The sequence below is a fragment of the Leisingera sp. SS27 genome (assembly GCF_028368855.1).
Taxonomy (GTDB): Bacteria; Pseudomonadota; Alphaproteobacteria; order Rhodobacterales; family Rhodobacteraceae; genus Leisingera.
Map to the genome: position 1 here is coordinate 713,088 of NZ_JAQNCY010000001.1, position 23,148 is coordinate 736,235.

General features: G+C 59.9%; 40 protein-coding genes and 1 tRNA gene. 21 read left to right on the forward strand and 20 right to left on the reverse strand.

Features of this window, described 5'->3' with window-relative positions:
- Window positions 1-12 precede the first annotated feature (12 nt).
- From N6L27_RS03490 to N6L27_RS03575, 18 genes are all read right to left on the reverse strand, one after another.
- Window positions 13-480: a hypothetical protein gene (locus N6L27_RS03490; protein ID WP_271905687.1), complete on the reverse strand. Its 468-nt coding sequence runs from the start codon at window positions 478-480 to the stop codon at window positions 13-15.
- Window positions 461-1,342, reverse strand: coding sequence for a hypothetical protein (locus N6L27_RS03495; RefSeq protein WP_271905688.1), 882 nt, complete (start codon window positions 1,340-1,342; stop codon window positions 461-463). The genes N6L27_RS03490 and N6L27_RS03495 overlap by 20 nt, the downstream gene beginning before the upstream one ends.
- On the reverse strand, window positions 1,339-1,662 hold the full coding sequence (locus N6L27_RS03500) for a GroES family chaperonin (RefSeq protein ID WP_271905689.1): 324 nt from the start codon (window positions 1,660-1,662) through the stop codon (window positions 1,339-1,341). The genes N6L27_RS03495 and N6L27_RS03500 overlap by 4 nt, the downstream gene beginning before the upstream one ends.
- A 65-nt stretch (window positions 1,663-1,727) precedes the next feature.
- Entirely contained in the window at window positions 1,728-3,878 is a 2,151-nt protein-coding gene (locus N6L27_RS03505) for a hypothetical protein (RefSeq protein WP_271905690.1), read from the reverse strand.
- The gene (locus N6L27_RS03510) at window positions 3,878-5,347 is read right to left on the reverse strand and encodes a hypothetical protein (RefSeq protein WP_271905691.1); all 1,470 of its coding nucleotides are present in this window, start codon (window positions 5,345-5,347) and stop codon (window positions 3,878-3,880) included. The genes N6L27_RS03505 and N6L27_RS03510 overlap by 1 nt, the downstream gene beginning before the upstream one ends.
- A 7-nt stretch (window positions 5,348-5,354) precedes the next feature.
- Window positions 5,355-5,510, reverse strand: coding sequence for a hypothetical protein (locus N6L27_RS03515; protein WP_271905692.1), 156 nt, complete (start codon window positions 5,508-5,510; stop codon window positions 5,355-5,357).
- A gap of 139 nt (window positions 5,511-5,649) precedes the next feature.
- Window positions 5,650-5,958 (reverse strand): hypothetical protein, encoded by a 309-nt coding sequence (locus tag N6L27_RS03520; RefSeq protein ID WP_271905693.1) that lies wholly within the window; start codon window positions 5,956-5,958, stop codon window positions 5,650-5,652.
- A 215-nt stretch (window positions 5,959-6,173) separates the two neighbouring features.
- Window positions 6,174-6,250: transfer RNA gene (locus tag N6L27_RS03525), tRNA-Met, on the reverse strand.
- Between the two features lie 120 nt (window positions 6,251-6,370).
- Window positions 6,371-6,859 (reverse strand): transcription termination/antitermination protein NusG, encoded by a 489-nt coding sequence (gene nusG / locus N6L27_RS03530; RefSeq protein WP_271905694.1) that lies wholly within the window; start codon window positions 6,857-6,859, stop codon window positions 6,371-6,373.
- Between the two features lie 120 nt (window positions 6,860-6,979).
- Entirely contained in the window at window positions 6,980-7,228 is a 249-nt protein-coding gene (locus N6L27_RS03535) for a hypothetical protein (RefSeq protein ID WP_271905695.1), read from the reverse strand.
- Window positions 7,225-7,410, reverse strand: coding sequence for a hypothetical protein (locus N6L27_RS03540; RefSeq protein WP_271905696.1), 186 nt, complete (start codon window positions 7,408-7,410; stop codon window positions 7,225-7,227). The genes N6L27_RS03535 and N6L27_RS03540 overlap by 4 nt, the downstream gene beginning before the upstream one ends.
- Complete coding sequence (locus N6L27_RS03545) at window positions 7,410-7,823, reverse strand: hypothetical protein (protein WP_271905697.1); 414 nt, start codon at window positions 7,821-7,823, stop codon at window positions 7,410-7,412. The genes N6L27_RS03540 and N6L27_RS03545 overlap by 1 nt, the downstream gene beginning before the upstream one ends.
- Before the next feature lie 481 nt (window positions 7,824-8,304).
- Window positions 8,305-8,739: a hypothetical protein gene (locus N6L27_RS03550; protein WP_271905698.1), complete on the reverse strand. Its 435-nt coding sequence runs from the start codon at window positions 8,737-8,739 to the stop codon at window positions 8,305-8,307.
- The gene (locus tag N6L27_RS03555; protein WP_271905699.1) at window positions 8,736-10,196 is read right to left on the reverse strand and encodes a DNA cytosine methyltransferase; all 1,461 of its coding nucleotides are present in this window, start codon (window positions 10,194-10,196) and stop codon (window positions 8,736-8,738) included. Before N6L27_RS03555 ends, N6L27_RS03550 begins: the two co-directional genes overlap by 4 nt.
- On the reverse strand, window positions 10,193-10,675 hold the full coding sequence (locus tag N6L27_RS03560) for a hypothetical protein (RefSeq protein WP_271905700.1): 483 nt from the start codon (window positions 10,673-10,675) through the stop codon (window positions 10,193-10,195). The genes N6L27_RS03555 and N6L27_RS03560 overlap by 4 nt, the downstream gene beginning before the upstream one ends.
- A 31-nt stretch (window positions 10,676-10,706) precedes the next feature.
- Window positions 10,707-10,979 (reverse strand): hypothetical protein, encoded by a 273-nt coding sequence (locus tag N6L27_RS03565; protein WP_271905701.1) that lies wholly within the window; start codon window positions 10,977-10,979, stop codon window positions 10,707-10,709.
- A 101-nt stretch (window positions 10,980-11,080) separates the two neighbouring features.
- On the reverse strand, window positions 11,081-11,365 hold the full coding sequence (locus N6L27_RS03570; protein ID WP_271905702.1) for a hypothetical protein: 285 nt from the start codon (window positions 11,363-11,365) through the stop codon (window positions 11,081-11,083).
- Window positions 11,362-11,712: a hypothetical protein gene (locus tag N6L27_RS03575; protein WP_271905703.1), complete on the reverse strand. Its 351-nt coding sequence runs from the start codon at window positions 11,710-11,712 to the stop codon at window positions 11,362-11,364. The genes N6L27_RS03570 and N6L27_RS03575 overlap by 4 nt, the downstream gene beginning before the upstream one ends.
- A 151-nt stretch (window positions 11,713-11,863) precedes the next feature.
- Between N6L27_RS03575 and N6L27_RS03580 the strand changes: the two genes are divergently transcribed.
- Window positions 11,864-12,172, forward strand: a complete 309-nt coding sequence (locus N6L27_RS03580) for a hypothetical protein (protein WP_271905704.1) — start codon at window positions 11,864-11,866, stop codon at window positions 12,170-12,172.
- Window positions 12,173-12,573: 401 nt separating this feature from the next.
- Here N6L27_RS03580 and N6L27_RS03585 read toward each other — a convergent pair whose 3' ends face one another.
- On the reverse strand, window positions 12,574-12,882 hold the full coding sequence (locus N6L27_RS03585) for a hypothetical protein (RefSeq protein ID WP_271905705.1): 309 nt from the start codon (window positions 12,880-12,882) through the stop codon (window positions 12,574-12,576).
- Window positions 12,883-12,971: 89 nt separating this feature from the next.
- Between N6L27_RS03585 and N6L27_RS03590 the strand changes: the two genes are divergently transcribed.
- Together N6L27_RS03590 and N6L27_RS03595 are read left to right on the forward strand one after the other, a co-directional pair.
- Window positions 12,972-13,286 (forward strand): helix-turn-helix domain-containing protein, encoded by a 315-nt coding sequence (locus N6L27_RS03590; RefSeq protein WP_271905706.1) that lies wholly within the window; start codon window positions 12,972-12,974, stop codon window positions 13,284-13,286.
- A gap of 183 nt (window positions 13,287-13,469) precedes the next feature.
- Entirely contained in the window at window positions 13,470-14,156 is a 687-nt protein-coding gene (locus N6L27_RS03595; RefSeq protein ID WP_271905707.1) for a helix-turn-helix domain-containing protein, read from the forward strand.
- On the opposite strand, the gene N6L27_RS03600 is transcribed toward N6L27_RS03595, so the two are convergent.
- Window positions 14,099-14,698, reverse strand: a complete 600-nt coding sequence (locus N6L27_RS03600) for a hypothetical protein (protein ID WP_271905708.1) — start codon at window positions 14,696-14,698, stop codon at window positions 14,099-14,101. The genes N6L27_RS03595 and N6L27_RS03600 overlap by 58 nt on opposite strands.
- Before the next feature lie 255 nt (window positions 14,699-14,953).
- Between N6L27_RS03600 and N6L27_RS03605 the strand changes: the two genes are divergently transcribed.
- From N6L27_RS03605 to N6L27_RS03690, 18 genes are all read left to right on the forward strand, one after another.
- Window positions 14,954-15,286, forward strand: coding sequence for a hypothetical protein (locus N6L27_RS03605; RefSeq protein WP_271905709.1), 333 nt, complete (start codon window positions 14,954-14,956; stop codon window positions 15,284-15,286).
- A 20-nt stretch (window positions 15,287-15,306) separates the two neighbouring features.
- Complete coding sequence (locus N6L27_RS03610) at window positions 15,307-15,741, forward strand: hypothetical protein (protein ID WP_271905710.1); 435 nt, start codon at window positions 15,307-15,309, stop codon at window positions 15,739-15,741.
- A 5-nt stretch (window positions 15,742-15,746) separates the two neighbouring features.
- On the forward strand, window positions 15,747-16,169 hold the full coding sequence (locus N6L27_RS03615; RefSeq protein WP_271905711.1) for a hypothetical protein: 423 nt from the start codon (window positions 15,747-15,749) through the stop codon (window positions 16,167-16,169).
- Window positions 16,166-16,366, forward strand: a complete 201-nt coding sequence (locus N6L27_RS03620) for a hypothetical protein (protein WP_271905713.1) — start codon at window positions 16,166-16,168, stop codon at window positions 16,364-16,366. The genes N6L27_RS03615 and N6L27_RS03620 overlap by 4 nt, the downstream gene beginning before the upstream one ends.
- Window positions 16,363-16,662, forward strand: coding sequence for a hypothetical protein (locus tag N6L27_RS03625; RefSeq protein ID WP_271905714.1), 300 nt, complete (start codon window positions 16,363-16,365; stop codon window positions 16,660-16,662). Before N6L27_RS03620 ends, N6L27_RS03625 begins: the two co-directional genes overlap by 4 nt.
- Before the next feature lie 11 nt (window positions 16,663-16,673).
- Complete coding sequence (locus N6L27_RS03630; protein WP_271905715.1) at window positions 16,674-16,910, forward strand: hypothetical protein; 237 nt, start codon at window positions 16,674-16,676, stop codon at window positions 16,908-16,910.
- A 98-nt stretch (window positions 16,911-17,008) separates the two neighbouring features.
- Complete coding sequence (locus tag N6L27_RS03635; protein WP_271905716.1) at window positions 17,009-17,719, forward strand: ERF family protein; 711 nt, start codon at window positions 17,009-17,011, stop codon at window positions 17,717-17,719.
- 11 nt (window positions 17,720-17,730) lie between these two features.
- Window positions 17,731-18,435, forward strand: a complete 705-nt coding sequence (locus N6L27_RS03640) for a 3'-5' exonuclease (protein ID WP_271905717.1) — start codon at window positions 17,731-17,733, stop codon at window positions 18,433-18,435.
- The gene (locus N6L27_RS03645) at window positions 18,435-18,617 is read left to right on the forward strand and encodes a hypothetical protein (RefSeq protein WP_271905718.1); all 183 of its coding nucleotides are present in this window, start codon (window positions 18,435-18,437) and stop codon (window positions 18,615-18,617) included. The genes N6L27_RS03640 and N6L27_RS03645 overlap by 1 nt, the downstream gene beginning before the upstream one ends.
- Window positions 18,617-19,075 (forward strand): hypothetical protein, encoded by a 459-nt coding sequence (locus tag N6L27_RS03650; protein ID WP_271905719.1) that lies wholly within the window; start codon window positions 18,617-18,619, stop codon window positions 19,073-19,075. Before N6L27_RS03645 ends, N6L27_RS03650 begins: the two co-directional genes overlap by 1 nt.
- On the forward strand, window positions 19,072-19,464 hold the full coding sequence (locus N6L27_RS03655) for a zinc-finger-containing protein (RefSeq protein WP_271905721.1): 393 nt from the start codon (window positions 19,072-19,074) through the stop codon (window positions 19,462-19,464). The genes N6L27_RS03650 and N6L27_RS03655 overlap by 4 nt, the downstream gene beginning before the upstream one ends.
- The gene (locus tag N6L27_RS03660; protein ID WP_271905722.1) at window positions 19,461-19,838 is read left to right on the forward strand and encodes an HNH endonuclease; all 378 of its coding nucleotides are present in this window, start codon (window positions 19,461-19,463) and stop codon (window positions 19,836-19,838) included. Before N6L27_RS03655 ends, N6L27_RS03660 begins: the two co-directional genes overlap by 4 nt.
- Window positions 19,839-19,979: 141 nt before the next feature.
- Window positions 19,980-20,723, forward strand: a complete 744-nt coding sequence (locus N6L27_RS03665) for a hypothetical protein (RefSeq protein ID WP_271905723.1) — start codon at window positions 19,980-19,982, stop codon at window positions 20,721-20,723.
- A gap of 147 nt (window positions 20,724-20,870) precedes the next feature.
- Window positions 20,871-21,335, forward strand: a complete 465-nt coding sequence (locus N6L27_RS03670; RefSeq protein ID WP_271905724.1) for a hypothetical protein — start codon at window positions 20,871-20,873, stop codon at window positions 21,333-21,335.
- 159 nt (window positions 21,336-21,494) lie between these two features.
- Entirely contained in the window at window positions 21,495-22,079 is a 585-nt protein-coding gene (locus N6L27_RS03675; RefSeq protein WP_271905725.1) for a hypothetical protein, read from the forward strand.
- On the forward strand, window positions 22,069-22,242 hold the full coding sequence (locus N6L27_RS03680) for a hypothetical protein (RefSeq protein ID WP_271905727.1): 174 nt from the start codon (window positions 22,069-22,071) through the stop codon (window positions 22,240-22,242). The genes N6L27_RS03675 and N6L27_RS03680 overlap by 11 nt, the downstream gene beginning before the upstream one ends.
- Complete coding sequence (locus tag N6L27_RS03685) at window positions 22,235-22,552, forward strand: hypothetical protein (RefSeq protein ID WP_271905728.1); 318 nt, start codon at window positions 22,235-22,237, stop codon at window positions 22,550-22,552. The genes N6L27_RS03680 and N6L27_RS03685 overlap by 8 nt, the downstream gene beginning before the upstream one ends.
- Complete coding sequence (locus N6L27_RS03690; RefSeq protein WP_271905729.1) at window positions 22,549-22,863, forward strand: hypothetical protein; 315 nt, start codon at window positions 22,549-22,551, stop codon at window positions 22,861-22,863. Before N6L27_RS03685 ends, N6L27_RS03690 begins: the two co-directional genes overlap by 4 nt.
- The last annotated feature ends 285 nt before the right edge of the window (window positions 22,864-23,148 follow it).

Genomic DNA, 23,148 nt, shown 5'->3' on the forward strand with positions numbered 1-23,148 from the left:
AAGGACGCCCCGTCAGGTCATCGAAATGCCTTCGTTCGGGACGTAATCAGCTTGTGAGCTGCCATCGCGGTTGCGCCCGCGGCGCAGCTCGGCGAGTTGCTTATCAAGAGCCGCTTGTGCTTCGGCCCGGTCTTCGTCGTAGAACGTCTTCAGTTTGCGCGCGAGGTAGGCCCGCTTGGGCGAGCCGTCCTTGTGTGCGCCCACGATGATCGACACTTTGCCGCCGAGGTCGGTGTTGTCTTCTTTCTGACCGTCCTCCGGGACAAGATCCCAGTCGTCGTGTTTGGTCTTGAGAACAATGCGCCCGTTCTGCTCGTCGTTGATCCAGCGATAGGCGTATTTGCTGTGGTCAAGGAGATCGGGATTCACTCCCAGCTTCCCGAGCGTTTGGCCGGCCGATTTGCGGCGGCGGCGCTCGCCTTCGCGCTTCGGGCTGCGGTCTTCCTTTTGGCGGCCTTGCTCACGCTGCATTGAAGTCATTGGCGAATTCCTCTTGATCTTCTTTCGTGTTTTTGAACACCCCCTGCTCCACAAAGCGCTTGAACTGGGCTTTCGCGTCTGCCGGGAGTTTGGTGAAGGCCCCGGATGCAACCGCGCCACCGCCGCCAAGGCCGCCAGGGTCAACCGCTTGTCGAGGCTTGGGCTTCGGCTTGGGGTTGTCCGGCTGGGGGAAATAGGCTGGGTACATCTTGCGCAGTTCCGCCTCGGCGAATTCGACCTGCTTCTGCGGCGGCTGCAGCATGATATCCGGGCGCGCGTTGATCAGTTCGCGCCCGGTGTTGAACAGAACCGGGTTGTTCAGCCAGGCGCCTTGCTCAGATGCCCGGTAGTTCTCGACAAAGGGGTCAACCTGCGGCGTCTGCACCGGCTCTTGCGGCTGCTGCTTCATCAGCGCTTGCCGCTGGTTCTCCAGCTCGTCAAAGCGATCCGGGTCCGCATCGGCGGCTGCCTGCCGCTGCTGCTTGGTAATCCGGTCCATGTCCGCGTCAAACTGGGCTTTCTGGCGCTCCAGGGCGGCGGTGTTCATCGCCTCCATGCGGCGGGCAGTCTCGCGGGCTTCGCGCTCCTGCGTTTCCAGTTTTTCGCTCATGGTGGAGAAGATCCGCGACCGCTTCACGCGATCAAGAAATTCCTCCGGGTTGTCGATGTAGCCAGCGGGCTTGTCACCCTGCCATTCATCCGGGCTTTTCCAGCCGAACAGGCGGGCCTCCTCGGCGTCCTCGTCGGACCATTGCGGCGCAGGCGGGGCGGGTTGCTCCTGCTCGCCGACAGCGTCCAGATTCTCCGGGGCAACGGCGTCAAGGTCTTCGGCCTCGGGGGCGTTCTGCAGGTCGTCGGTCATGCTAGCACCCCCGCAATCGCCTTGTCCTTCATCAGCCAGTATTTCTCGCCGTCAGCGCCCTTGATCTCGGTCGCCTGGTACTTCGAGAAGACCACGCGGTCGCCCGCTTTCGGCTTCTCCGAGTGCGCCGGCCAACCCTCGTAATTGTAGGTGAACGCTGCCGGGGATACGGCGATCAGGTCGCCCTCCATCTGGCCGAAATGCTCGCGCTCCTTGGTGTCGTCGGGCAGATACAGCCCGCCGCTCGTTTTTGCCTCAACCGCCTTGGGCTTCACCACGACGTTGTATTCAACGGGAATAATCCCGCTTGGGTTTGTCATCTTCGCTCTCCATGACTTCTTTCACGTCTTCTGCGGAGCTTTCAAAGAAATCCTCCGCCCATTGCTCAACCAAGAGCAAAGCCTTGCGGTCCGCCTCGTCCCATGGCTGGCCCGACAGGTAGGCCTCCACCATCGCCGAACGGCGGCGCTTGCATACCCGGCGCATTGCCTCCTGCAGCAACTCCGTTACCGGATGCCCTTTCCAGGCTTCCAAATCCTCGGATAGCTGTTTCAAGTCGCGCACGGTCTTCCTCCAGTGTCTTAAACAGAGCGTCCATCCGGTTTCTCTTCGCTTCAAGCTGGACGCGCGTTGTGTCGTTCTCTGCTCTCGTGATGTTCTCGATCACCTGGCTGCGGGTTTCTTCCACCTGCGCCAGCTTCAGTTCCACATCGGCCATTTTCAGCGCCAGGTCCGCCTGCGCGGCCTGCATCTGCATCATTCCCATCTGCTGCTGCATCGGGTCAGGCTGCGGCATCAGGGACTCCACGTCCTCGATATCCATGGCCTCGGACATGCGGGACAGTGCCTCGCCCTGATCGACAATCCCGGCCTGCGCCCACTCGAACAGCATCTGCGCCTTGGCTGCCTGCTGCATCTTCGTAACGCTGCGAGGGTCTGCCACCGGCTGGATGTTCATGTCCGACAGGTTGAAATCTTCCGCCGGATCCGCTGGCCGTTCCTCATCAAGGAAGGCGTTGTATTCCTCCGGCGTGATTGTTTCCGCATTAACCCCGGCCAGCAGCGAGTATTCCGACTTGAGCGCCCGAAAGATCCGCTTATAGGCCGCGGTGAACACCATCATGCCCTGCTCAATGAGAGCAATCGTGGTGGTTGCCGTCTGGTTTTGCCGCGGCGCCTCTCCGGTCATCACATCCTGGACGCTTGCCAGCTCGCGGCCCGCGTCGATCATCATTCCCAACATCTGGAACAGGGTCGCATCCGGTCCCGGGAAGGTCATAGGCACGATGCTCTCCCGCACCGCCTGACCGCTGCTCTGCACCATCTTCCACTCGCCGGGCCGGTGACGCTGCGCGCCGCCCTTCATGCGGAATTCTGCGCCGATGAACCCGCCACCGAGGGACGCATAGTGACCAGCGTCGAGAAGCATGTTGATGATGCTGTTGATCGTCTCCGAAATGTCGCCCAGGAGAAGTCCCAGGCCGGTGCCGTGGAACCCGCCGTCCAGAGAAGGCAGGAACTTGAAGGCCACAAAGTAGCTGCCGCGCTTGATGCTGCGGATGCCGGTTGCGTATTCCTCAACCTGCGTGGCGGTGGCAATGACGGTTTCGCCAGTCACGGGGTCTTGCACCGGCACTGCCACCTCAACGGGGCGCTCCTCAGTGGTGAACTGCACGTCTGTTTCCCGAAAGTCGGCCACCAGCCTTACAACGGTCTGCGTTTCCACATGGACCGTCACCACATACGGCTCAGGGTATCCGTCCTTGTCCAGATCCAAGCGGGTGTGCTGCTCAACAAACTCCTGCTGGCCTTGCGCATCCTCCGGGTCTTCGGTGAACTCGAACTCAACAAAGCTTCCCGAGCGAACGCGCTGTTCAATCTCCACCGGATACAGCGGCAACTCCTCAGAGCAGCGCGGAGCGTCGTTCAGGTTCTTCACCTTGTCGTTGACGATGAACTTGCCCGGATCGACAAGGCGGCAGCGAGCGCGGGATGCCGCCGGGTCATACCACCACTTGCGCACCATCGTGCCGACGATGGGAAGCTGCACCAGCAGGTTGTCAGTCTCCTCCTCCCACTCCTCGATAGGTCCGGAAAGCTGGTAGCTCATGAATGTGGAGACGCGAAGCGCACGCGCCGCTTTCAATCCGCCTTGATCATTGCCCCAGACCTTGGCTTTCACCACCTGGTCCGGCGGCACAATGGCGGGGTATGCGCGGGCGTTGAACTGCAGCGCCGCAGAGGTCACCAGGGGATATTTGACGTTTGCCGCCCCGTTGAACGGGTAGCTTTTGTCCTCCTTCACCAGAGACGCCAGTTTGATGCCCCGCTCCATCTTCTGGAACCACTCGGACATGCTGTCCTTGTCCAGGTGATAATCCCGCAGAACTTGCTGGGCGATCTCGCGCAACTTCTCCTCGCTGATTTCCGCCGCGAGGTTCTGGGACTGGACCGCGAAGGCAACAAACTCCTCAGGCGACACTTGCGCCTGCTCCGGGGCCTGTTCTTCCAGCATGATATCTGCTTCAGCTTCCATCAGTACCCCGTGGTTCCATTGCGGTCATAGTCCGCGTCGTCGTGTTCTTCCCAGTCGTCATAGAGATCTGGGGACTGGTACCCACAGGCGAAGGTCATAAACCCATCCGCACCGTGGCTGCTCACATCGTGGCGGGGTCGATCCTTCCAGACCTCCCGCTCGTCGTCCCATTCTTTGCGGAAATGGCGTAGGCGCTTGATTCCGGTCGCGCATTCGGTCTTGTCAAAGTCGCATGACGCGAACACCTGACGGGCCGCGTCGATTGCATCCATCTTGGTCGCCGTCCGGCCGACAATCTTGGGCTTCAGGCCGTGACGCTCAGCCTCTCCCAGGCGTCCATTTTCCAGGAACAGATCTTCGCGCTTTCCATCGTGCGGCCAATAGTGATCTCCGAAGTATGCGTCTCGCTCTTGCGCCCACTCCTTGAGCCAGCGCGCATAGTGACTGATGTGTTCGCCGCTGTTCTCGTAGTAGCCAATGAATCGGTTACGATCTCCGACTCTCTGATGCAGCCAAATGGTGTTCAGATCGTTCCGCCCCAAATCCCAGAAAGTGTTGACCGGGTATTTCGGGTCATACGGAAACCTGCCGATCTTGCCGAACTTGTCCGCATGGGAGAGCTGCGCCGCAAAATAGGCCCCCTCGATTGCCTGCTCGAATGCCTCCTGCGGCGTTGACGGGTTCTCCCGCTTCATGTCGCCACCGAGCAGTTGCTCTTGCTTAACCCACCAAGCTTTCTGCCCCTCGGTCAGGTCAATGCCGTGCTCATGCTTGAGCTTGTCGAAGTATGCCCTGTGTTCAGGCAGAAACCGGACCGCCGCCGGGTCATAGGTGTAAAGCGTTTCCTTCCACCAGGGGAAGAAATGGAACTTGAATGGCCCCTCCCCTCGCATCGCCTTGTCAGCATACTCGAAGAAGAACCCTTCCTGACCTTCTGCCGTGCTTTCAATCGTCTTGGGGTTTTTACCCACCGCCGGGAAGGCCCCGGTCACAATCTCCCGCGCCTTCTGCGGGTACTTGGCGCAGATCTTGCCAAACTCTGAAACGTGAAGACGCTGTAGGGTGCCAGAACGCGCCGAGGTTGCTACCCTAACGCTAGAGCCGTGCTCAAATCTCAACAGGCCGGCGCGGTCGTTTCTGGCTGGGCGCCTCTCTTTGATCAGGTCGGGCAGGTTGTCATACGGATACTTGATCTTGCTGTCGAAGATCTCGTTCGCATCGTTCAGCGTGTGGGCGATGATTGCCGCCCTGTGGTCGTTCAGAAAGATTGCCTCATCCAGGCTGACGATGCACATTAGTGTCGTGAACCCGAGTTGGCGCGCCTTCAGGATGATATCCTCCGCGCTGGCCTCTTGCAGGTACGCCATCTGCGCATCGTTCGGTGTGAACTTGACCCTCTGCCCGTCCTTGTCAGTGATGTAGTAGAGGTTGCTCAGCCGCCACAAGGGGTCGCAGAACTGATCAACCACTTTCGCGTCAAGAGCCAATGCGCCTGCTCTGACCTGACACCAGCCCCAGCAGGTCTGCCAAGCTGTCGGTCACATCATGGGTTGCATCCATCTCAACCGCCTTTAGGTCTGGCAGCACTTTGTTCAGCAGTTTGGTTGCCGCTGTCACCTGACTCGCGTCCATGATCGGCTCGTCAGAAAGTGCGTGCTTCGTCAATCGGTTAATGAGCTGACTTGCCTGGATTTTATGCTTCACCTCATCTGGGTGAAATGCTTGCTTCCGCTTTGCCATACCGCCCTCTCTCGTCTACGGGCGTGGCTGGTTATGCCACGTCGATGATGCTGACAAACCCGGCGTCGGTGCATTCAAACTCACGCTGCGCGCCTTCCGGGATGTAATGACCTGTTGATGCCGTTGCCGCAGTTCCGCCGAATGCGATGCGCATGGCCTCACTTGCGTGGATCTGGAGAACGTCACCTGCTGCCAGGGTGATATCCCCGATGCCGTCCTCAAGGTTCGCGGCAGTCGTGCTGGTCGCAAACGCGCCCGAGGTCTTTACCTCTGTTGCAAACAGACCGCCTGAATTGATGCGGCGGCCATACTTACCAACCGAAAAGCTTGCTGTGCCCATAGTTCAGGCTCCTGTGCTGGTGCCGGGGATGTGCTGGGGAATAGAGCGGGCGGCGGGGGTTACGGTTCACATTTGCTGACGGAAACCTTAGCGCCTGATGCCGCCGCGCTCAGGAGGTAGCACTCCTTGCAAGTAATCCGGCCCGCCTAAGCAGCCTGATGACAAGCGCTACCGCCAGAAAGCGGCTGTGCGGGTCTTTCCCCGCTTGTCAGCCCTGGTTGCGCGGGCCGGACTCGAACCGACGACCTCCAGGTTATGAGCCTAGCGAGCTACCATCTGCTCCACCGCGTCACCAGAAATGCAGTAGCACGCGCCCTTTCCTCAGTTCCGAAACCGGGGGCGCGTGGTCGGGCACGACCGGAGCAATCCAGGTGCGGCCTTACCCGTGACTATACCACATCTTGCAGGTGCATCAAGATGCTGCGCGCACATCCAAAGGGTCAACTTTTACGCGCGTCAGCCGACCCAGGATTTCCATCTGAGCCTCGATCATTGGGTGCATGTCGTGGGCAGATTGCACCATGCCTGTGAACTCCACCACCCGATCAGCAAACGGACCCGCCAGCACCTCCAGCGCCGCTCCCGGTTCGAACTGGCACATGGCCGCACGGTCCCGGCTGTCGATGATGCGCTGAGCCTCTGCGTTCTCCTGCTCCACCTTGCTTAAGAACGGCTGAACATGCCGGCGCACCTCCTGCGGGCTTACGGCCATCAGCGACGGGCTGAGGCCGCGGCACTGGATGGCCTTGGTGAACATAGCCGCGGGGATCTCCGCGAAGATGTAGCCTGGCAGGTAGGCCGATGTGACCGGCTCTGCGTGGCGCTTCTTGCCCTGCCGCTTGAACTCGATCTTGCGAGGAGCGACTGCTTCCAAGCCAAGGGCGCGAAGCTGGCGTTCCACGGCGAACTCCCCGCGCTCCTTGTCTGCACCCGGCGATGGGGCGATGTGCCTGGTTGTTGTAATGCCTAGATACCACATCCCTCTACCCCCTGCCCCGCGTGGTGTTGATTGCGTAGGTGGTCATTGGTCGGCCCCTTCGAGTACCTCGGAGGCTGCCCGCAGGCCGAGGAACGTGATCTGATACCGCATCGATATTCCGTCTTGGAACTTGCGGTCGGCGAAACCAAACCGCCACAGGTCGTGCATCGCCGTCTTCATCGCCCTAGGATCCTTCGGCTCAACGCCATGCGGCTGCGCGTCACGCAGGATGCGCAGCGCCCACTTGTGGTTCTCGGTCAGCTTGGACCATTGCTCTGCCGGTAGTGTCATTCCTCTGCCTCCGGGACTGCCTCTAGGAGAATTTCAGCCTTGGCGATTTCCAGAACGCCAACAGCCAGAGCCAAAGGTGCGCGATCCTCGTAGCTGTAGATCACCGCCTTGATGGCATCGCACATTTCCTCGGCAACGTCCGCCGGGCGCTGGCCGCCGAAGTAAACGCGGAGGTTATCCATTACTCCCCTGCCTCCCTCTGCGCAGCCGCCGAAATGAAAAGCGCTGGCCTGCTGTCGCCGTCCGAGCCGCCACGTGCAGCGCGGATCTTCACGATCTGCCCGCGCTCGCACAGGTCGCGCAGAGAACGCAGAGCCTGCGCCTTGGTGCAGCCAGTCGCTTCCATAACATCCCAAGACGAAACCGGCTTAGCTGCCATCGCCATCACTTGTTCCGTCCTGGCCGCCGCCTTCACCACTGCGGGCTTGATCTTGACCGGGTTTGCCAATGGGGAGGCTGGCAGTTTTGCCTTCGGGTTCCGCAGGCCGCCAAACTCCCGGCGATACCCCGCCCGGAACAGGTTTTCCAACGCCCGCGCTTCTGCCGGGCTGTACTGCGCGAGGGGCTGCGCGCTGATCTTCTGAAGTGCGTTCATTTCGTCTGCTCCTTGCTGTTAGTTTAATCGTTAAACTATCTTGTTAGGCCGCGACCCGCGTCCTTCCCCCCGCTATTGAAACGTCTCCCTGTGGCGGGAGAGGCCTGCTAGAGGCCAGAGAAAGCCCGTCACTGACGATCCGTATCCACGCGCTGCCCGTAACGTGGGCCATCCGCCTTCCCCCTGGGCTTTTCACCCAGCCCGCCTCCGTGGCGGTCCCCAGTCCTTCGAGGCCGTCTCCCGGCTCTCACCCGCTGGTGGGATTTAGTAGGCGCGCTTCTCTGCCGGGCCAGACGGGGCCGCTTCGGCAAGGGTCGGGTCACTTCCCCGGATCTTCCCCATTGGTTTCGCCCAACGGTCAAAAGCGGCAACGGTGTGGCGGTTTCTTTGCGATGTGCCCGGGTGTCCGGTTTGCTCCAAAAGAGTTTCGCCATTCTCAGCTTTCCGACCGTTGCCCGGATCGCTGAGCTATGGGGTCAGATCATTCCGCAGCCTCCAGCACGTCCAAATGCACGTCCTCACCGGCTAGGACGGACCCTAGCGCCCTCCATTCCCGGTACAGGCTCTTGGCGTACTCAGCCTGTTTCCGGCTGGGCGTGTCGCCTTCCTTGACCAGCCTCATGAAAGACTTGCCAAACTGGTGACTGTCGGAGCCTTCGAGGGACCGCAGTACGTGGAACCACCAGCGGGCTGCTTCCTCCAGTTCCGGGTCTTTCAGGCCTGGGAAACGGTCCGCCGGGGCCGGTACGTCGTGCGGATAGTTCGATACCTTGCTGAGGAAGTTCTGGCGCTCGAAGGCTGGCAGCTTCTTCCACAGGGCAAAGAACAGCTTTTTGACAAGCACCTGCTCCTCGTTCTTCGAGCGGGCAAGACAGATAGCCTCAGCGTGCTTCAGGATGCGCAGCTTCGCGTTCATGCTGCAGTCCTCATCTGCTCGTGGGAGATTTTGATCCGGTCGAGGATCCAGCCGACGCAAGGCACCGCCATGCTGTTGCCAAGCGCTTTGTATTGGGGGCCGTCAGCGGCGGGTTTGCCGCGGTAGGTGATCGCGCAGTGATCATCGGGAAAGCCCTGCAACCGGTGGCATTCGGCTGGTGTCAGGCGGCGCACGGCCCAGCTATCGGCCAGCGCTGGTGGATGTGCCCCTGCTGCAAGGGGATGGCATGGTTCTCCGGGCTGCGGGTTTGAATAGTTCGCTGCGCTGGTAATCTGCGTGGTATCGAATGCCACGGCAGCGTGACCGCCGGCGTTCTGATGGCTGTTGTTGTGCCCCATCGATCGCAGCGGAGGCATCACGCCGGAGGTATCGTTCTGAACCTCCGTGCCCTTGCAGTCGAAGGCAACTGGCACAATTGGTGTGCCCCTTCCAGTACCGTCTTCGCTTGCGTCAAAACCCTCCCCGCGCAGGGAATGGGTGACCATGTTGAAACCGTCGGCACGGCTATAGTCGTCACACGTGGTTTGCAGGCAGTTTGCAACCTCCGCTGCGATCAACCCCCCGTCGCAGTCGAAGTCTGTTCCGAGCCCACCACCGCCGTTAGTGCGCGCTGCAAGGGTTGGGGCAGGTCTTTGCCCCGCTTCTCGGCGCGGCGAAGTATCCCCGCGCAGGCGGTCTGGCTCAAGTAGTACCGCTGCGGGATCGACGCAGTTTCCAAAATCGATGACAACGAACACGCGACGGCGCCGCTGCGCCACTCCGAACCATTGGGCGTCAAGAACGGACCATGCTGCCCGTGCCCTTGGCCCCTGCACCATACCTTCACCGGGCCATGTGCATCGGTGGTGGGGTTCCGCTGTTTCGAACTCTCCTGTGGGCTCGCCATCGTCTCCAAGGATTTCGATTTCGCCGCCCTTGTGCCATTTCCAGAAAGCGTTGGATTTTCCTCGCTTTGGCCGGGGGCTTGGTAGGAGGGAATCCACTGCGCCGACAAGGCCTCCCAGGAAGCACCCAAAGGCGTTTCCTTTGTCGGAGAGGACGCCGGGGACGTTTTCCCAGAGGACGGCGAGTTTTCCATCAGGTCGAGCATCGACGATTGCATGCAGCAGCTCCACGAATGTTAGGGTGAGGTTTCCACGGTCGCCGTCCAGACCAGCACGAAGGCCCGCGACCGAAAAATCTTGGCAGGGTGTGCCGGCGACGATCAGTTCAGGCATCAGAACGCCGCGCTCGCGCAGCAGGTCCGGCGTGATCTCGGTCATGTCGCCCCACAGAAGCGGGTCGCCCTGGTTGTGATCCTCCGGAAGTTTGTATCCGAAACGCTCCTGCAGAACGGCGCGGGGGAACGGTTCAATCTCCGATGCAAGGCGCCAGTCCACCCACGGGGCGGCCATTTCAGGGGCGCCGATGCCGGAACAGAAGGTTGCGCCGATCATACCAGCCCCTTTTTCTTGAGCCAGCCCGCGAAACTCGTCCTGGACCGCGGGGCCATCCCCTCAACAGCAACAACCGCCGCCGCCATGAGTTCGTTCTGCGATGCGCCGGCAGCCCACATGCGGGCCGTAGACAGAACCTCTGCCTTGTCCTCTGGGTCCAGAGGCGGCAGGAACTCCCAGCCGCATTCCAGCGCGCTCTTGGCTGTGTCAAAGGCTGCCTCCCCCGGCATGGCGCGAAGGGCGGCCCATGCGACAGAGGCAAGCTCCTGCTCTGTCAGCTTGCGGCTCAGAGTCGGGCTTGCTGCAAGCCACGCTTCACGGTCATCCTCGATCAGGCAGCACAGAATTGCCTTGGCTGCGTCTTTCCGGCGCGCAAGGTCGCCCGCCAACTGTTGAGACACAGCTCCCACGGATTTCCATGTTCCCTGTTCATCCCCATTGCGTTCGGGAGGGGTCGCTTTACTATCGTCATAAGCCATTCTCGCGTTCTCCATTTGCTACGCGTGACGGTCAGGCCCGTTCCGGTGTGTCCGCACCGTTTCGGGCCGTTTCATTGATGATCTCGACATAGACAGCTCCGCCCTTTTCAGGCTCTCCGCGCTCCAGGCTCAGAGACCACTCGCTATCGTCCTGTCCGGTGGCGTCTGCCACGCCGTCCAGACCGCTCTTGAGGCTGGCCAGCATGTTGTCGAGGTCCCTGCGCCGCTCATCCGGCGGGCAGAAGCGGATCGCCACATGCGCGCCCGGTTCCAGCTTGGCCGCCTTGGCCGTCCAGCCGCACACCTTCCGGTATTCCCTGCGGATGCCGGAGATAGCGCGGCGGTCACAGCGGGCGTTCGGGGATAGCTGCCTGGGGGGCCATGGGAGTTTGACCTGATTGCCCATCACGCTTCCCCCTCTGCCTCGCAGCGCGCATCTGTTACGATGGCGTTGAGGACGTCGATAATGGAGCATTTGGAGGCCCAAGCCTGCGTCTGCAGCCACGCTCTGTTGTCGTCGCTGAGAAGCTGTGGCGCTCCGGCCTTTCCGAACTTGATGCTGTGCTGGCTGGCAACCGTCCGAACTGTTTTCGGGCTGCTGTCAGCAGCAGCGGCGATTTCAAACGCAGACCTGCGCGGATTGGCCGCCAGTTCAGCCAGGATGGCGTCTGTTATGGGGCGGCGGCTCATTCCCCTGCCTCCCCGTTCAGGGCGGCGCGGGCGTGCATGATCGCATTCCAGCAGCACCAAATGTCATACGAAACGCCAGCACCGAGATGGTCCAGAACATCGCGATGATCCGATCCGGCAGGAATGAAGCCCTGCAGGTGTGCCGCCAAATGGTTGCCGCCGACCATGACGCCCTGCAGCGCCTCCCGCAGGATCGCCTCCCGCGCCCGGGCTGCCTCCTTGGTCGCTTCCATTTCGTGGTTCAGCCGGTCGATCTGCTCCCGCGCCAGCTCCAGAAGGATCTCGCTGTCGTCAATGCGGTCGCACTGTTTCAGGTGGTCGGTGATCTGCTGGGATAGGTCTGTCATTGGGGCGCTCCTGTCGGAAATCTCTGGTGGGAGTTCAGGGTCACAATGGGGGGGTCAGGGCGGTGGGTTCTGCGCAACCAGGGCTTTACTGCCGCCCCGGCTGCGCGCACCTTTCGCAACACGCCAATGCTGAACGAAAGGAATCCTCAAAATGGCAATCATGACCGCCACCATTGCAGCCGGATCAGAGATCCTGACAGCCGACGTAATTTCTCACGAAGGCGGGCTTTGGCTTGTGCCGCACTGGTGGCAACACCCAACCGAAGGATGGATGCGGCCAGCCAGAATAATTCGGATGGACACGCTTCAGCATCAGCGCCTGTTTGGGGCTGAGACGGACTTTCTGGTAAAGACCCCACTACCCATAGGCGCCCTTGATGGCAGCCAAGCACCAGACGAATGCTCGGGATTCGAGGTGATCGACAACCCGGACGTTCGGTTAGTAGTGGGTCAGGCTTAATGTAGCTCATGCGCCCTCCCCCATCTTTCGGATGGCGGCCTCTGCGCTTGACTCGGACGCACGCAGCGATTGAAGCTGCAGCGGATGAAACGCGCGCATTTCAGGAGCCTGTCTTGATGCTGAGAAAGATTGCCCTCGCCCTGCCCGTTCTGATGCTGGCCGGGTGTGAAGAACCAAAGCCAAGCCCAGGTGATGCTCGGCTGATCCAAGCTTGCGAAGCAGGGGACACGAACGCCTGTATTGCTTATGAACAGATCCGGGCGCAGCGAATAGCGGCTGTGTCTGCATATCTTGGGGCGCGGCAACCCGTTCAGCTTCAGCACACGCCAATGCCTGTATCGACACCGGTGCGGACGAACTGCACGACGACGCTCGGGCAAACGAATTGCACGACGTATTGATCATGCCGCGCCCTTTTGCGTTTTTTTGACGCGGGGTTGACCATCGCCCGCAGCGTGACCACATCGGTCATCATGAATAGAACGCGCCGCCATCAAATCGTGCCAGCTCAAAGGGATATTCCGTTTGCTGGCTCCTGCGAGGATGGCGAGGTCATACTTGCCGTCAATCGAACCGCGCTGATGCCAGCGGTGGATGGCGACAATTTCAATTTGATCGCTCGGGGACAGGCTCTCGTTGACATCGTCAAGGAGAGCCTTCCTGTTTGGCCATTTATCGATGATGGCTTGAGTGAGGTGCTTTTTGCTCATGCCTCACACTATAATGACCATTTCGGTCATTCGTCAACTCACCTGAATGGTTATTGAACATGAACACTTTGGTCATGATAGATTGCGTCATGAGCACGAGCACCGACGCACAACAGCAAAAATCCAAATTTGCACAGGAAATGCGCCCCGAAAGAATCGGGCAGCGCCTAAAGTGGCTCCGCCTTGCACTGGGGTTTCAGCCGGCAGAAATGGCTGACTTTCTCGGCATCGAACGCACCTACTGGTCGCGGATCGAGGGCGGCAAGCGAGCCACATCCAAAGAGCTTGCCGCCATCATTAAAGAGCGGTGTCATGTAACGATGGACTACATCATCGTTGGTGAGCTGGGCGGCTTGCCTCTGGACTTAGCGAACAAGATCACAAAGATCGCCAACCAGGACTGATGAAAATAGATATCATCAACAGATTGCCCTGACTTCAGCGCCGCCCGAGCAGCGAAAAAGAGCTTCAAGTTCCAGACCCAGTACAGCACTTATCTTCCCAATCGCAATCAACCTATGGACGACATGAGCGCACAGCCCACAGCACCTGTCAAAAGCACTTTTTGCCCGTCGTAAATTTTCGACATGAGCGGAAAGGGCGAGGCAACCAGACTAATACTGTGGCTAGAAGCGCAAGTCGAGAGCCGTCGCGCCGAGCTTGGCTTAAGTCTTGGAGAGGCATCAATTAAGGCTGGCAACAGTCGAGGCTACCTGTCCCGGCTCTTCAGGGACAAGAATGATATTGGCATTGCCCGCTTCCACAGGATCTGTGACGCACTCGGGATATCAACGTCTGAGCGGACGTCAGCTCTGGCACGGAACGATTTCCCCAGCCTGGATGAAATCACAGAACTTGTCGCACGCGGCGCAACCGAGGCCGAGATCCGCGCATTTGAGGATCATATCTTGGTTTATGCGGAGCCAGACGATAGCGACAGCACCCTGCGGCTGGTTCACATGGGTAGCAGAAGCTTGGCCGCTCAAGTGATATCGACACGATCGCCATCGGTTCTTCAGAGGGCCGTGGACGCCTTTCCAGATGCGTCACGCAAGAAACTGTTGGCCTCTTACCGAGTTGCGGCCAAGGGCGCGTGCATCATTACGATAGAACGCCTGTCAGCTCACCTGCACGGGCAGCCTGGAGTAGATGAGTTGGTCTACAAACGGCTGCTGTTCCCCATCGCCTCTTTCGATGGCGCGCCAGGTGTCGGGATCTACGCTATCCCGGTGTCCAACTCAGCCAGGTTCATCACGTCATCCATCGAGGAATAGCAGCACGCCTCATGATCCCCCCTTGTTTCAGGCGCAGGCGTTGACCACACTTGAGCGCGAGGGATGCAGGACATGAGCCCGAGTTGGAAACCGAACCCCCGGCGCAAATCCCGATCCTTGAGAAATGCGTAAAACTGGTTGGCGCGCCAAGTTATCGCCGCATGGTACAATGCCGCTCGGCCAAAATCCTCAACGGCTTTCAGCTTCCGCAATTCGGGGCTGAAGAAAAGATCGCCGAAATAGACCACATCACCAGACAGCCGACCGTCAACCAGGCTGGATACTTCCTTGATGGTTGCAATGTCATTTGCGCCTGGATACTGCCGCTGGTGGATGCGCTTCCAGTAGTCGGAGACCCGCTCTCTGCCCAAGCGCTCCAGTTTGACGCCTGCCGCTCCAAGCATCTTACCTGAGCCGCTGATCGTCACCCAAAAACACCCATCGTATGTGAAGTCGTTTTTCTCTGGGGAAAGCGTAGGCGTCAGGTATGGCTTCCCAATCTCTAGCAGTTTCTCCGCCACAGATTGGTAATCGTGGGTCACACGGACAGTGCAGCCCTTTGCCTTCAGGCTGGACAGCCTGTGCGAGAGAGCGGCGGATAGAATGAATGCTTGCTCCGACATCAATACCTCGAACAATTCATGACAAATGCCGCCTCGCCTTATAGCTGATTAACGACATTCTGCGAGCACCTTGAATCCGCTGCGGCATGTGTGAATGTCCATTATGGTCATTTTTCTTGTTGACTGTGACCATTTTGGTCACTACATTGGTTCTCAAGCAAAGGGAGAACCGAGATGACCGAAGAAGAACTTTCCAAATTCCTCACCGACAATTCTGCTCGCATCAAAGAGGCCGCCGTCGAGGCTTGCATCGAGAAGGTGCGCGACAATATCCGCTTTGGCCTTCCATCGTCCGTTCAGGACGTCGTTTCTGCATTCATGAAGGATGAAGTCGCTCCGGCGGTCGCAAAGGCCCTCGCCGGCGAGAAGGGTGCAATCATTGCTGCTGCTGTCTCCGGCGCGGCGAAGATCGGAGACGAGCTTTCGAAAACCATGGTCGAGAACGCGGTGAAGAACATGACCGGGTACCGCGGCTCCGAAATCATCAAGGACCTGATGAAAAGCTAACTCCATTCGGGAGAACCGAGATGCACAGCGCCTTCGAGAATATCCAGACCAAATACGCCACCACACGGGCAAACCTGAGCCTGGGCAGCAAGCCGCGCCGCCGCCGTTACACCGAGGTGATCCACATTGAGGACTTCGACATTGACTGCGGCTCGTTGGCTGTGGACGTGGAGTTTTCCTACGACGTTGAGCGCGAGGCAGCAGACCCGTCCACCGGCTACGATCAGGAGACGTTTACCGTGACCGGCGACATTCTGGCCGTCACCGTTTCCGCCCATAACATCCGCCGCAACATGGCCGATCCGTTTGCCTGCGACCTCCTGAACTTCATCAGCGAGGACACTCTGGCCGCCAAGGCAGACCTTGGCTGTTACGAGCAGTTTCTCTGCGACCAGATCCAAACCGAATACGAAAGCGGCGACCGCACTCCGGGCGGATCGCTGGCAGCGGAGTGAGCGATATGAGCATCTTCGACCAGATCAAAGCAGACCGTGAGGCGGGGACGCCGGGGCTGTGGGTTAATGAGGTTATCTACGGATGGGGGGATACCCCGTGCATCCGGGTTGATGGCATGGAAGAGCCTTTCATCAATTTCATCCGGCCCAAGAGCTACCACCCAGAATATGTGACGACAGCAGACGGGTCTTGGGTTCTGAGCGAAAGCCGCGCCAGGGAGGCTGGGAATTACGTCCCGACGAAAGAGCACCGGGAGCAGGTAGCCGCCGCACAGGACGCAGACGCCCGCCGCATCGCCCGCGTGCCTCAGTTGGAGCGCATCGCTCTGGCGGCGGAGGAGCTGGCGAAGGCTTGCGAAGATCGAGGCGGCCTGTCTGCTGAGCGCCAAGGTGAAGCCTTGGCGGCATTCCGGGAGGCCTGCAAATGATCGACTGGACCGCCTTCATCTACGCTGTTGGTGCCGTGATCGGAATGTTTGCCGCCGCTGGCCTGCTGCTCGTGTGGACTCTGGCAAGCGCGCGGGTTTTCAAGACAACCGCCGCCGCAACGGCATCAGCCCTACTGCCTCCCGTGATGATCATGTTCGCAATCTTCTACCTCAGTTTTTCGGGAGTGATCCAATGACCAACATAACCATTCTCCCGGCAGCGACCTCCCGCGCTGCCACCACCCCGGCGGCAAACACCACTCACGGTTTCGAGCAGTGCCGCCGGGGGCAGGATGATCCCGAGAACCGGGGCCCCAGCGCCCAAGTGTTCGAGGACTTCAACGGCCAGCACTTCCACGACGAATGGACGCAAGCGCTTGTGCTTGGCGTCTGGGCGTTGGCCTTCCTCGTTGCTGCCGGAACCGCCATCGCCGCGCCCTATGTGCTGCGCCTCCTGTTCGCCCTGTTCGACTTGATGGGCCTCGCACTGTGAAAGGACACGACATGAAACTGACAGCCCTTGCCCTTCTGATCACCGTGGCCGCCTGCGCAACGCCGGAGCAGTCCAAGGAGTTCGCACAGAGCCGCTGCGCCTTCATTGGCTATGAAATGGAGCGAGAGCGCGTGCCGACCCTGCAGTGCGTTGAGCGCAAGTTCGACCAGCACCAGGCCCGCGGGCGCGCTGTCGCAACCGGCCTCACCGTTGGACTGACCACCGCCGCCGCTGCTGGCGCTTTCTGAAATCTCCCCGGGCGCTTGGAAACCCTGGCGCCTGCACCTCACCCCGGCGGCTACCTTGCCGTTCCCTGTCGCCGGGGTGCTTTTGAAAGGAGCGAGACATGACCAAGCATGAAGCGATCACAGCCCCGGATAACGACGGTAAGCCTGCCGCGCACCAGAGCGTTTTCGCAGCTATTGCCGCTGCAGTCGCAGAGGTGAAGGTTCTGGGCAAGAGTGATCGGAACAAGTTTGACGGGTACGACTTTGTGTCTATCGACAAGTTCCTAGCTCTTGTGAACCCGATCTGCGCGCGTCACGGGCTGTTCCCAATCGTCGCTCTTCGAGAGCTTGAGCAATACGAGAACGTCAACAGCAAGGGCGGCAAGTCCGTTTGGGGCCGGTTCTTCTACGATATCACTTTATTCCACGCCAGCGGCGACAAGCTGGGGCCGGTAAATATCATGGTGTCGGTCCCGTTAAATGGTGCGCAGGCCAGCGGCTCGGCCCAGTCATACGCTCTAAAGCAGTTCTTCCGCGCAACCTTAATGATTGCCACGGGCGACAAAGACGACGCTGACCTTATCCCGACTGAGCAGCACCACGCTCCGCAGGTGCAACCAGTTTCCGCCGGACAGTTCACCAAGTTGCGAGACCTGGCGAGGGCCGCGGGCGTCACCGAACAGGAGATATGCGCCAAGGTCGGTGCTTCCAGCCTGGAACAGTTCCCTGCCAACAGGTTCGACGCCGTGGCTAAGGGCCTGCAAAGCAAGATTGACGCAGCAAAGCCCAGCCCATCCGAGCAAGTCACGGACGACGAAATCCCTTACTAAGGAGAACGACAATGCCGCTTGATATGTCCATCATTCAAGAAGCCTACGCCGCGCAGCGGTTCGTTTACTTCGACATTGAAACCATCCCCTGCCAAGACAAAACCTATCTGGCAGAGCTGGAGCGCAAGGTGCAGGCCCCGGGGAATCTCAAGAAGCCTGAAAGCATCGAGAAGTGGCTGGCCGATAACCGCAAGAGCGCGGCGGTCGATGCGCTGTCAAAAACCAGCTTCGACGGCGGGCGTGGACATGTGTGTACTATCGCATGGGCGAAGAATGACAGCCCGATCACCGTGCGGCACGCCAAGACCACCGCGGATGAGCGCAATATTCTGGCCGATTTCTTTGATGATCTGGACCCGTACCACAGTGAAACGCTAGTGGGCCACAACATCGCAGGCTTCGATATCGGCTTTCTCCGCAAGCGCGCCATTTACCTTGGCGTGAAGATGCCGACGCCTAACAGCTTCCCGCGTGACCCTAAGCCGTGGGACCGGTCTATTGTGGACACCATGTCGGCATGGGCCGGCGGCACCAACCGTATCAGCATGGATGAGCTGTGCCAGATCCTCGGCATTCAGGGCAAGGACGGTTTCGACGGCTCTCAGGTGGCTGCAGCATGGGCTGCTGGTGAGCATGACAAGATTGCGGAATACTGCCGCGATGACGTCTATCGCACCCGCGAAATTCACAAGCGTTTTCTGCAGGCGGGCTTCTGATGCCCTGCGCCAAGCTCGACGCCGCTGTGCAGGACTATTTCGCCCGCGAGGCAGCCGCCAGCCAGACACCGCAAGGCCAAGACTGCAACGCCCTGTGGGAAGCGGTATCCCGTGAACACGAGGTGGAGTTCGATGTTCTGCAAGAGGCGGTTATCGCCGCCGGTATGCCGAGGGTTGGGTGATGGCTACCAAGGTGCTGCGCTCTGCTGACGATATCGACGCCCTGGCGCGGATGATTGGCGCTCGGACGACGTACCCCATGACCGTGACCATCACGCAGGGAGACCCGCGGCGCAGCAAGCAGAACCGCTTGGCGCAACGCTGGTTCACCGACGTTTCCCGCCAAAAGGAGGACGAAACCCACGAGGAAATTCGCGCCTTCTGCAAGCTGCACTTCGGGGTGCCGATCCTCAGGGCAGAGAACGAGGCGTTCCGGCAGAGCTATGACCGCACCATGCGGCCACTCGACTACGAAACCAAGCTGGAAGCGATGAAGGCCTTGGACGTGCCTGTAACCCGCCTGATGACCGCAAAGCAGATGCGGGCCTTCATGGATGAAATGCAGCGCTACTGGGGTGGAAGGGGCTTCCGGCTGACCGATCCCGAGGCCCTTAAGTATGAGGAGGAGTTCGCCCAATGACCCGCGAAATCTACTGCTGCGGCTGTTCTGACAAAGTGCCGGCGCGCCTGACCGATGGGGCGGAAATCTACCCGCATCGCCGCGACCTGTCCGCGCTGCCTTTCTGGAAGTGCGACACCTGCGGCAACCATGTCGGCTGCCACCACAAGACCAGCCACCCGACAACCCCTCTGGGCTGCATCCCAACACCGGAAATCAAGAGCGCCCGTCAGCACATTCACCGCATTCTGGACCCGATCTGGAAGAAAGGACGCATGACGCGCAGGGCTGTTTACGCCGAGGTGGCGGAGCGCTTGGGTCGCAAGGACTACCACACCGCCAACATTCGCAGCGTCGATGAGGCGCGGCAGGTCTACCGCATCGTCAAAGAGATTGGAGCGCAGGTATGACCCGCCCTGTATCCGAATGGATCGGCAAGACCGACACCACCCAGGCCCCGGCGCGCGTCAAGGCCCGGATCATTATGGCGCAGGACGGTATCTGCGCCTGCGGCTGCGGCGTCAAGCTGGGCGCGGCTGGCGAAGGAATCGACTTCGACCACGAAAACCCGCTGATCCTTGGCGGCGAGAACCGGGAGGCCAATCTGCGCGCCCTGCGCCGCCCCTGCCACAAGGTGAAGACAAAGCAGGACGTTGCGCAGAAGTCGGTCGAGGCCCGCAAGCGATCAAAGAACTACGGCCTTCACAAGCCGAAATCCACCATCCAGGGCAGCAAAGGCACGCGCTGGAAGAAGAAAATCGACGGGACAGTTGTTCCCCGCTGACTGCGCCCTGACAGCAACCGGGCGGCTGAGCCAGAAGCGGACGCATACCGCGCCTGCCAATCATACCGAACCGCTCAGCCGAATTTTGCCGCACCAATACCCCGGTTGCTTTCAAGACGCAGTGAACAAGGAGAGAGACAGTTGAAAGATATTCCTGATGACGTATTGAGCACCCTCAGCGCAGCAGAACTGGACGGCCCAAACCTGCGCCTAACCGGCCAGTTGGACCGCAAGCTTTATACCGCGACCAACAAGGTTCTGGAGGTCGCGGGCGGCAAATGGAACCGCAAGGCCAAGGCTCATGTGTTTCCCGAAGACGCTGTTGATGCAATCGAACCCCTGCTGCTGACCGGCCAATACGCCGACACCAAGAAGGATTTTCAGCAGTTTGACACTCCAGAGGACCTGGCTATTCGTGTGATCGAGGAAGCCTGGATCAGGCAAGGAATGTCTATCCTGGAACCCTCTGCCGGCTTGGGGAACCTAGCTCGCCGCGCAGTTCTGGTGGGCGGCATCGTTGACTGCTTCGAACTTGATCCGGAGCGTGTCGAAGTTCTGCAGGAAGGCCCTTACAAAATCGTGGAACGCGCGGACTTTCTCTCCGTGCAGGCATCCCCTCTCTACCATCGGGTTGTGATGAACCCACCGTTCACCAGGGCCGCAGACGTCAAACACGTTCGCCACGCCTATGAATTCCTTCACCCCGGCGGTCGCCTGGTGGCAATCATGTCACCCGGCTTCACCTTTCGCCAAGAGCGGAAGTTTACAGAGTTCCGAGCATGGGCGGAAAGCCTGGGCGCGAAGATCGAACACCTGCCTGAAGGGGCATTCAAGGAAAGCGGGACCGGAGTCCGCACTCTGATCCTCACCATTGATAAACCATAATAAACCCATGCCAGACCCCTTAACCCCCCTCCGCAAGGCCCCACACCAATCTGTGCCTTGGCACGAAAACAACCCGTTGGAGCGCTTCACGGATGAGGAACTGGCCGCAGAACTGAAGCGGCGCGAGAAGCAGAGGAAGGAATCGGAATGACCATCGACACCAGTGCGGAGGCTGTAGAGGCCCGCTGCCAGCACCTTGATCACTGCTCCCATGACGGGAAGTCAGAAGATGCCGCGCTGATGCGAGCGCTGGCGTCAGAGCGGGACGAGGCCGACCGGCGCGCGGGGGCTGCCGAACGAAAAAACGCCGATGAGATTTCGGACCTGAGAGACACGCACGACAAGCGACAGCAGTGGCTGCGCGAAGCAAAGGCAAGCAGAGGGTATGACGACAACGTATCGTTTGACCGTGTGTGGGGAGAAACATGCGCCGCTGCTGACGAACGTGACGCCGCCCACGCTGCCGGGCGCAAGGAGGCGCTGGAGGAGGCGGCATCGCTTATCGCACCGCACCCTGACCACGACCAATCGGATTGGACAGAGTATGCGCACGATTGCAACAATTTATCTAATCGCATCCGCGCCCTCCAGCACCAGAGGGAGGAAGGCTGATGCGGGCGCAGGCCGTTCTGTACCGGGACAAGATGTACCCAAGCCTCCGCGCAATGTCCGAAGCGCTTAATTGTTCGCCAGGCGCCATTTCACGGGCGTTGAAACGCGGCACCTTCTACGGATTTCCCATCATCCCCGTTGAACCGGAGGACACCCCCAATGACTGAACAAACCGAAATGAAGCCGGGTACTTGCGACGGCATTGAGCAGGATGCATTCGAGGAGTGGGCGCGAGGCCAAGGAATGAACATGAACCAGCACCCGCTGCACTACCTGTTTCTTGATCCAGTCACAAACGGCGCCCGCCAGGCGTGGAAGGCCGGTCTGATGCACTGCAAGGAGCGGATGGAGGTAGAAACCCCAGCCGTGGCAGTGAAGCCGCTGCAGTGGGAGCCCGGAATTGTGGACTGGGCTCGCCCCTTGCCGGGAATGAAGTATGTGGCCTGCTCAAGTGAGGGAGGAAAATGGTCTTGGTGGCTTGAAGGCGAAGATAGAACGCATGCGGTTCAACGTCAGGTTTGCGAAAACGAGGCTGCCGCAAAGGCCGAAGCGCAGAAAGACTTTGATCAACGTATCATCGCCCACTCTCCACAGCCCCCGCTGTCGCCACAGGAAGCGGCAATGGTGCTGCTGGATGACGCTTCTGCAGTGGAACGCTTGGCTATGGCCGGGGCCTCTGCTGGCAGGCACGGTATAGCGACTGTTCTCCGCGCCATCGCAGGAGGTTCCGACCATGAAGGCTGATCCGAAGCGCGTGGAGCGCTGCATTATTGCCTTGCATGACCTTGGAAGCCGCTCAAATGCCAGCCGGAACAAAGTGATGAAAGCGCTGCAAAACGAAGGCTTCACGGATGATGAAATTCGTGAAGCAGCGACAAAGATGCTTGGAGGCGACACCCATGACTGACAACAAATACACCTGCCCCCGCTGCGGCGGTACTGGTGAGGAGCGGGAGGCTGTGCCTGCGGATCAGGTGGGGTCGTCCGATTTAGTGAAATGGTGCCGCACAGCTGCCTTCGGCGCCAAAGGGCGAGCAGGCATCAGGCTATCCGCTTGCGCCGACCACATCGAGGCCCAAGTCGCGCGGATCGAGAGGCTGGAGACAGAGAACGCAATCCTGCGAGCAAAGGCAACCGGCGCAGTCTACGTCTGTCCTGAGTGCGACATAGAAGGATGCAAGCACGTCCGCGCCGCCCTGCAGGAGCCCCAGTCATGAGCGCGCCGGATCGGATTTGGTTTGCGCCCGACGATGGCGAGATTAGCAAACATGGCTGGGCTGGGGTCCAGAACGGCAAGGACCTCCTATACTGGGAGTCTGAGCAAGCACATCACCCTAATGATGACGGTGAACTATTCCTCCGCGCCACCCCCGCCAGAGAGCATGCTGACGAACTGGCAGAGGCGCTGAGGGAGGTGAAAGCGGACTGTGAAGCGCGTGCCGTATCTGGCGTTGTTCCTATTGGCCGCTCTGCATGGATCGCCCTGACTGACGCCCTCGCCAAGCTGGAGAAGGAGGAAGGGAAGTGATCGACGTTGGGAAGCTAATTGGATGGGTGGTTTTTACCGCTGGGGTTACTGCCATTGGGGCGTATTTGTTCGGCGGCGTCGGTGCCGGGATCGCTCTTACGACAGTCGGTACGATTTTGATTTGGGGGAGTACCTAATGACCCCCGCCCCCACCGACCACGACCGCCCCACGCACATCAACCGGCCCCGCGATAGAGCGCCCACGCTCAAGCAGAAGATCCGCCAGCAGTAACAAGCGGAAGGTCAAGATCACACTGTCGGCATTCCCGGCGAAGAAAGAGAGAT

Bases quoted from the DNA above. Each gene is read 5' to 3' on its own strand.
- N6L27_RS03645 (WP_271905718.1), top strand. From the start codon at position 18,435: ATGCCCTGCGCCAAGCTCGACGCCGCTGTGCAGGACTATTTCGCCCGC.
- N6L27_RS03560 (WP_271905700.1), bottom strand. From the start codon at position 10,675: ATGGCTTATGACGATAGTAAAGCGACCCCTCCCGAACGCAATGGGGAT.
- N6L27_RS03540 (WP_271905696.1), bottom strand. From the start codon at position 7,410: ATGGATAACCTCCGCGTTTACTTCGGCGGCCAGCGCCCGGCGGACGTT.
- N6L27_RS03575 (WP_271905703.1), bottom strand. From the start codon at position 11,712: ATGACAGACCTATCCCAGCAGATCACCGACCACCTGAAACAGTGCGAC.
- N6L27_RS03650 (WP_271905719.1), top strand. From the start codon at position 18,617: ATGGCTACCAAGGTGCTGCGCTCTGCTGACGATATCGACGCCCTGGCG.
- N6L27_RS03495 (WP_271905688.1), bottom strand. From the start codon at position 1,342: ATGACCGACGACCTGCAGAACGCCCCCGAGGCCGAAGACCTTGACGCC.
- N6L27_RS03610 (WP_271905710.1), top strand. From the start codon at position 15,307: ATGCACAGCGCCTTCGAGAATATCCAGACCAAATACGCCACCACACGG.
- N6L27_RS03590 (WP_271905706.1), top strand. From the start codon at position 12,972: ATGAGCACGAGCACCGACGCACAACAGCAAAAATCCAAATTTGCACAG.
- N6L27_RS03680 (WP_271905727.1), top strand. From the start codon at position 22,069: ATGAAGGCTGATCCGAAGCGCGTGGAGCGCTGCATTATTGCCTTGCAT.
- N6L27_RS03535 (WP_271905695.1), bottom strand. From the start codon at position 7,228: ATGACACTACCGGCAGAGCAATGGTCCAAGCTGACCGAGAACCACAAG.
- N6L27_RS03585 (WP_271905705.1), bottom strand. From the start codon at position 12,882: ATGAGCAAAAAGCACCTCACTCAAGCCATCATCGATAAATGGCCAAAC.
- N6L27_RS03685 (WP_271905728.1), top strand. From the start codon at position 22,235: ATGACTGACAACAAATACACCTGCCCCCGCTGCGGCGGTACTGGTGAG.
- N6L27_RS03670 (WP_271905724.1), top strand. From the start codon at position 20,871: ATGACCATCGACACCAGTGCGGAGGCTGTAGAGGCCCGCTGCCAGCAC.
- N6L27_RS03500 (WP_271905689.1), bottom strand. From the start codon at position 1,662: ATGACAAACCCAAGCGGGATTATTCCCGTTGAATACAACGTCGTGGTG.
- N6L27_RS03625 (WP_271905714.1), top strand. From the start codon at position 16,363: ATGACCAACATAACCATTCTCCCGGCAGCGACCTCCCGCGCTGCCACC.
- N6L27_RS03655 (WP_271905721.1), top strand. From the start codon at position 19,072: ATGACCCGCGAAATCTACTGCTGCGGCTGTTCTGACAAAGTGCCGGCG.
- N6L27_RS03555 (WP_271905699.1), bottom strand. From the start codon at position 10,196: ATGATCGGCGCAACCTTCTGTTCCGGCATCGGCGCCCCTGAAATGGCC.
- N6L27_RS03660 (WP_271905722.1), top strand. From the start codon at position 19,461: ATGACCCGCCCTGTATCCGAATGGATCGGCAAGACCGACACCACCCAG.
- N6L27_RS03550 (WP_271905698.1), bottom strand. From the start codon at position 8,739: ATGAACGCGAAGCTGCGCATCCTGAAGCACGCTGAGGCTATCTGTCTT.
- N6L27_RS03580 (WP_271905704.1), top strand. From the start codon at position 11,864: ATGGCAATCATGACCGCCACCATTGCAGCCGGATCAGAGATCCTGACA.
- N6L27_RS03515 (WP_271905692.1), bottom strand. From the start codon at position 5,510: ATGGACGCGAGTCAGGTGACAGCGGCAACCAAACTGCTGAACAAAGTG.
- N6L27_RS03675 (WP_271905725.1), top strand. From the start codon at position 21,495: ATGACTGAACAAACCGAAATGAAGCCGGGTACTTGCGACGGCATTGAG.
- N6L27_RS03505 (WP_271905690.1), bottom strand. From the start codon at position 3,878: ATGGAAGCTGAAGCAGATATCATGCTGGAAGAACAGGCCCCGGAGCAG.
- N6L27_RS03690 (WP_271905729.1), top strand. From the start codon at position 22,549: ATGAGCGCGCCGGATCGGATTTGGTTTGCGCCCGACGATGGCGAGATT.
- N6L27_RS03615 (WP_271905711.1), top strand. From the start codon at position 15,747: ATGAGCATCTTCGACCAGATCAAAGCAGACCGTGAGGCGGGGACGCCG.
- N6L27_RS03595 (WP_271905707.1), top strand. From the start codon at position 13,470: ATGAGCGGAAAGGGCGAGGCAACCAGACTAATACTGTGGCTAGAAGCG.
- N6L27_RS03520 (WP_271905693.1), bottom strand. From the start codon at position 5,958: ATGGGCACAGCAAGCTTTTCGGTTGGTAAGTATGGCCGCCGCATCAAT.
- N6L27_RS03545 (WP_271905697.1), bottom strand. From the start codon at position 7,823: ATGAACGCACTTCAGAAGATCAGCGCGCAGCCCCTCGCGCAGTACAGC.
- N6L27_RS03570 (WP_271905702.1), bottom strand. From the start codon at position 11,365: ATGAGCCGCCGCCCCATAACAGACGCCATCCTGGCTGAACTGGCGGCC.
- N6L27_RS03630 (WP_271905715.1), top strand. From the start codon at position 16,674: ATGAAACTGACAGCCCTTGCCCTTCTGATCACCGTGGCCGCCTGCGCA.
- N6L27_RS03490 (WP_271905687.1), bottom strand. From the start codon at position 480: ATGACTTCAATGCAGCGTGAGCAAGGCCGCCAAAAGGAAGACCGCAGC.
- N6L27_RS03640 (WP_271905717.1), top strand. From the start codon at position 17,731: ATGCCGCTTGATATGTCCATCATTCAAGAAGCCTACGCCGCGCAGCGG.
- N6L27_RS03620 (WP_271905713.1), top strand. From the start codon at position 16,166: ATGATCGACTGGACCGCCTTCATCTACGCTGTTGGTGCCGTGATCGGA.
- N6L27_RS03605 (WP_271905709.1), top strand. From the start codon at position 14,954: ATGACCGAAGAAGAACTTTCCAAATTCCTCACCGACAATTCTGCTCGC.
- N6L27_RS03635 (WP_271905716.1), top strand. From the start codon at position 17,009: ATGACCAAGCATGAAGCGATCACAGCCCCGGATAACGACGGTAAGCCT.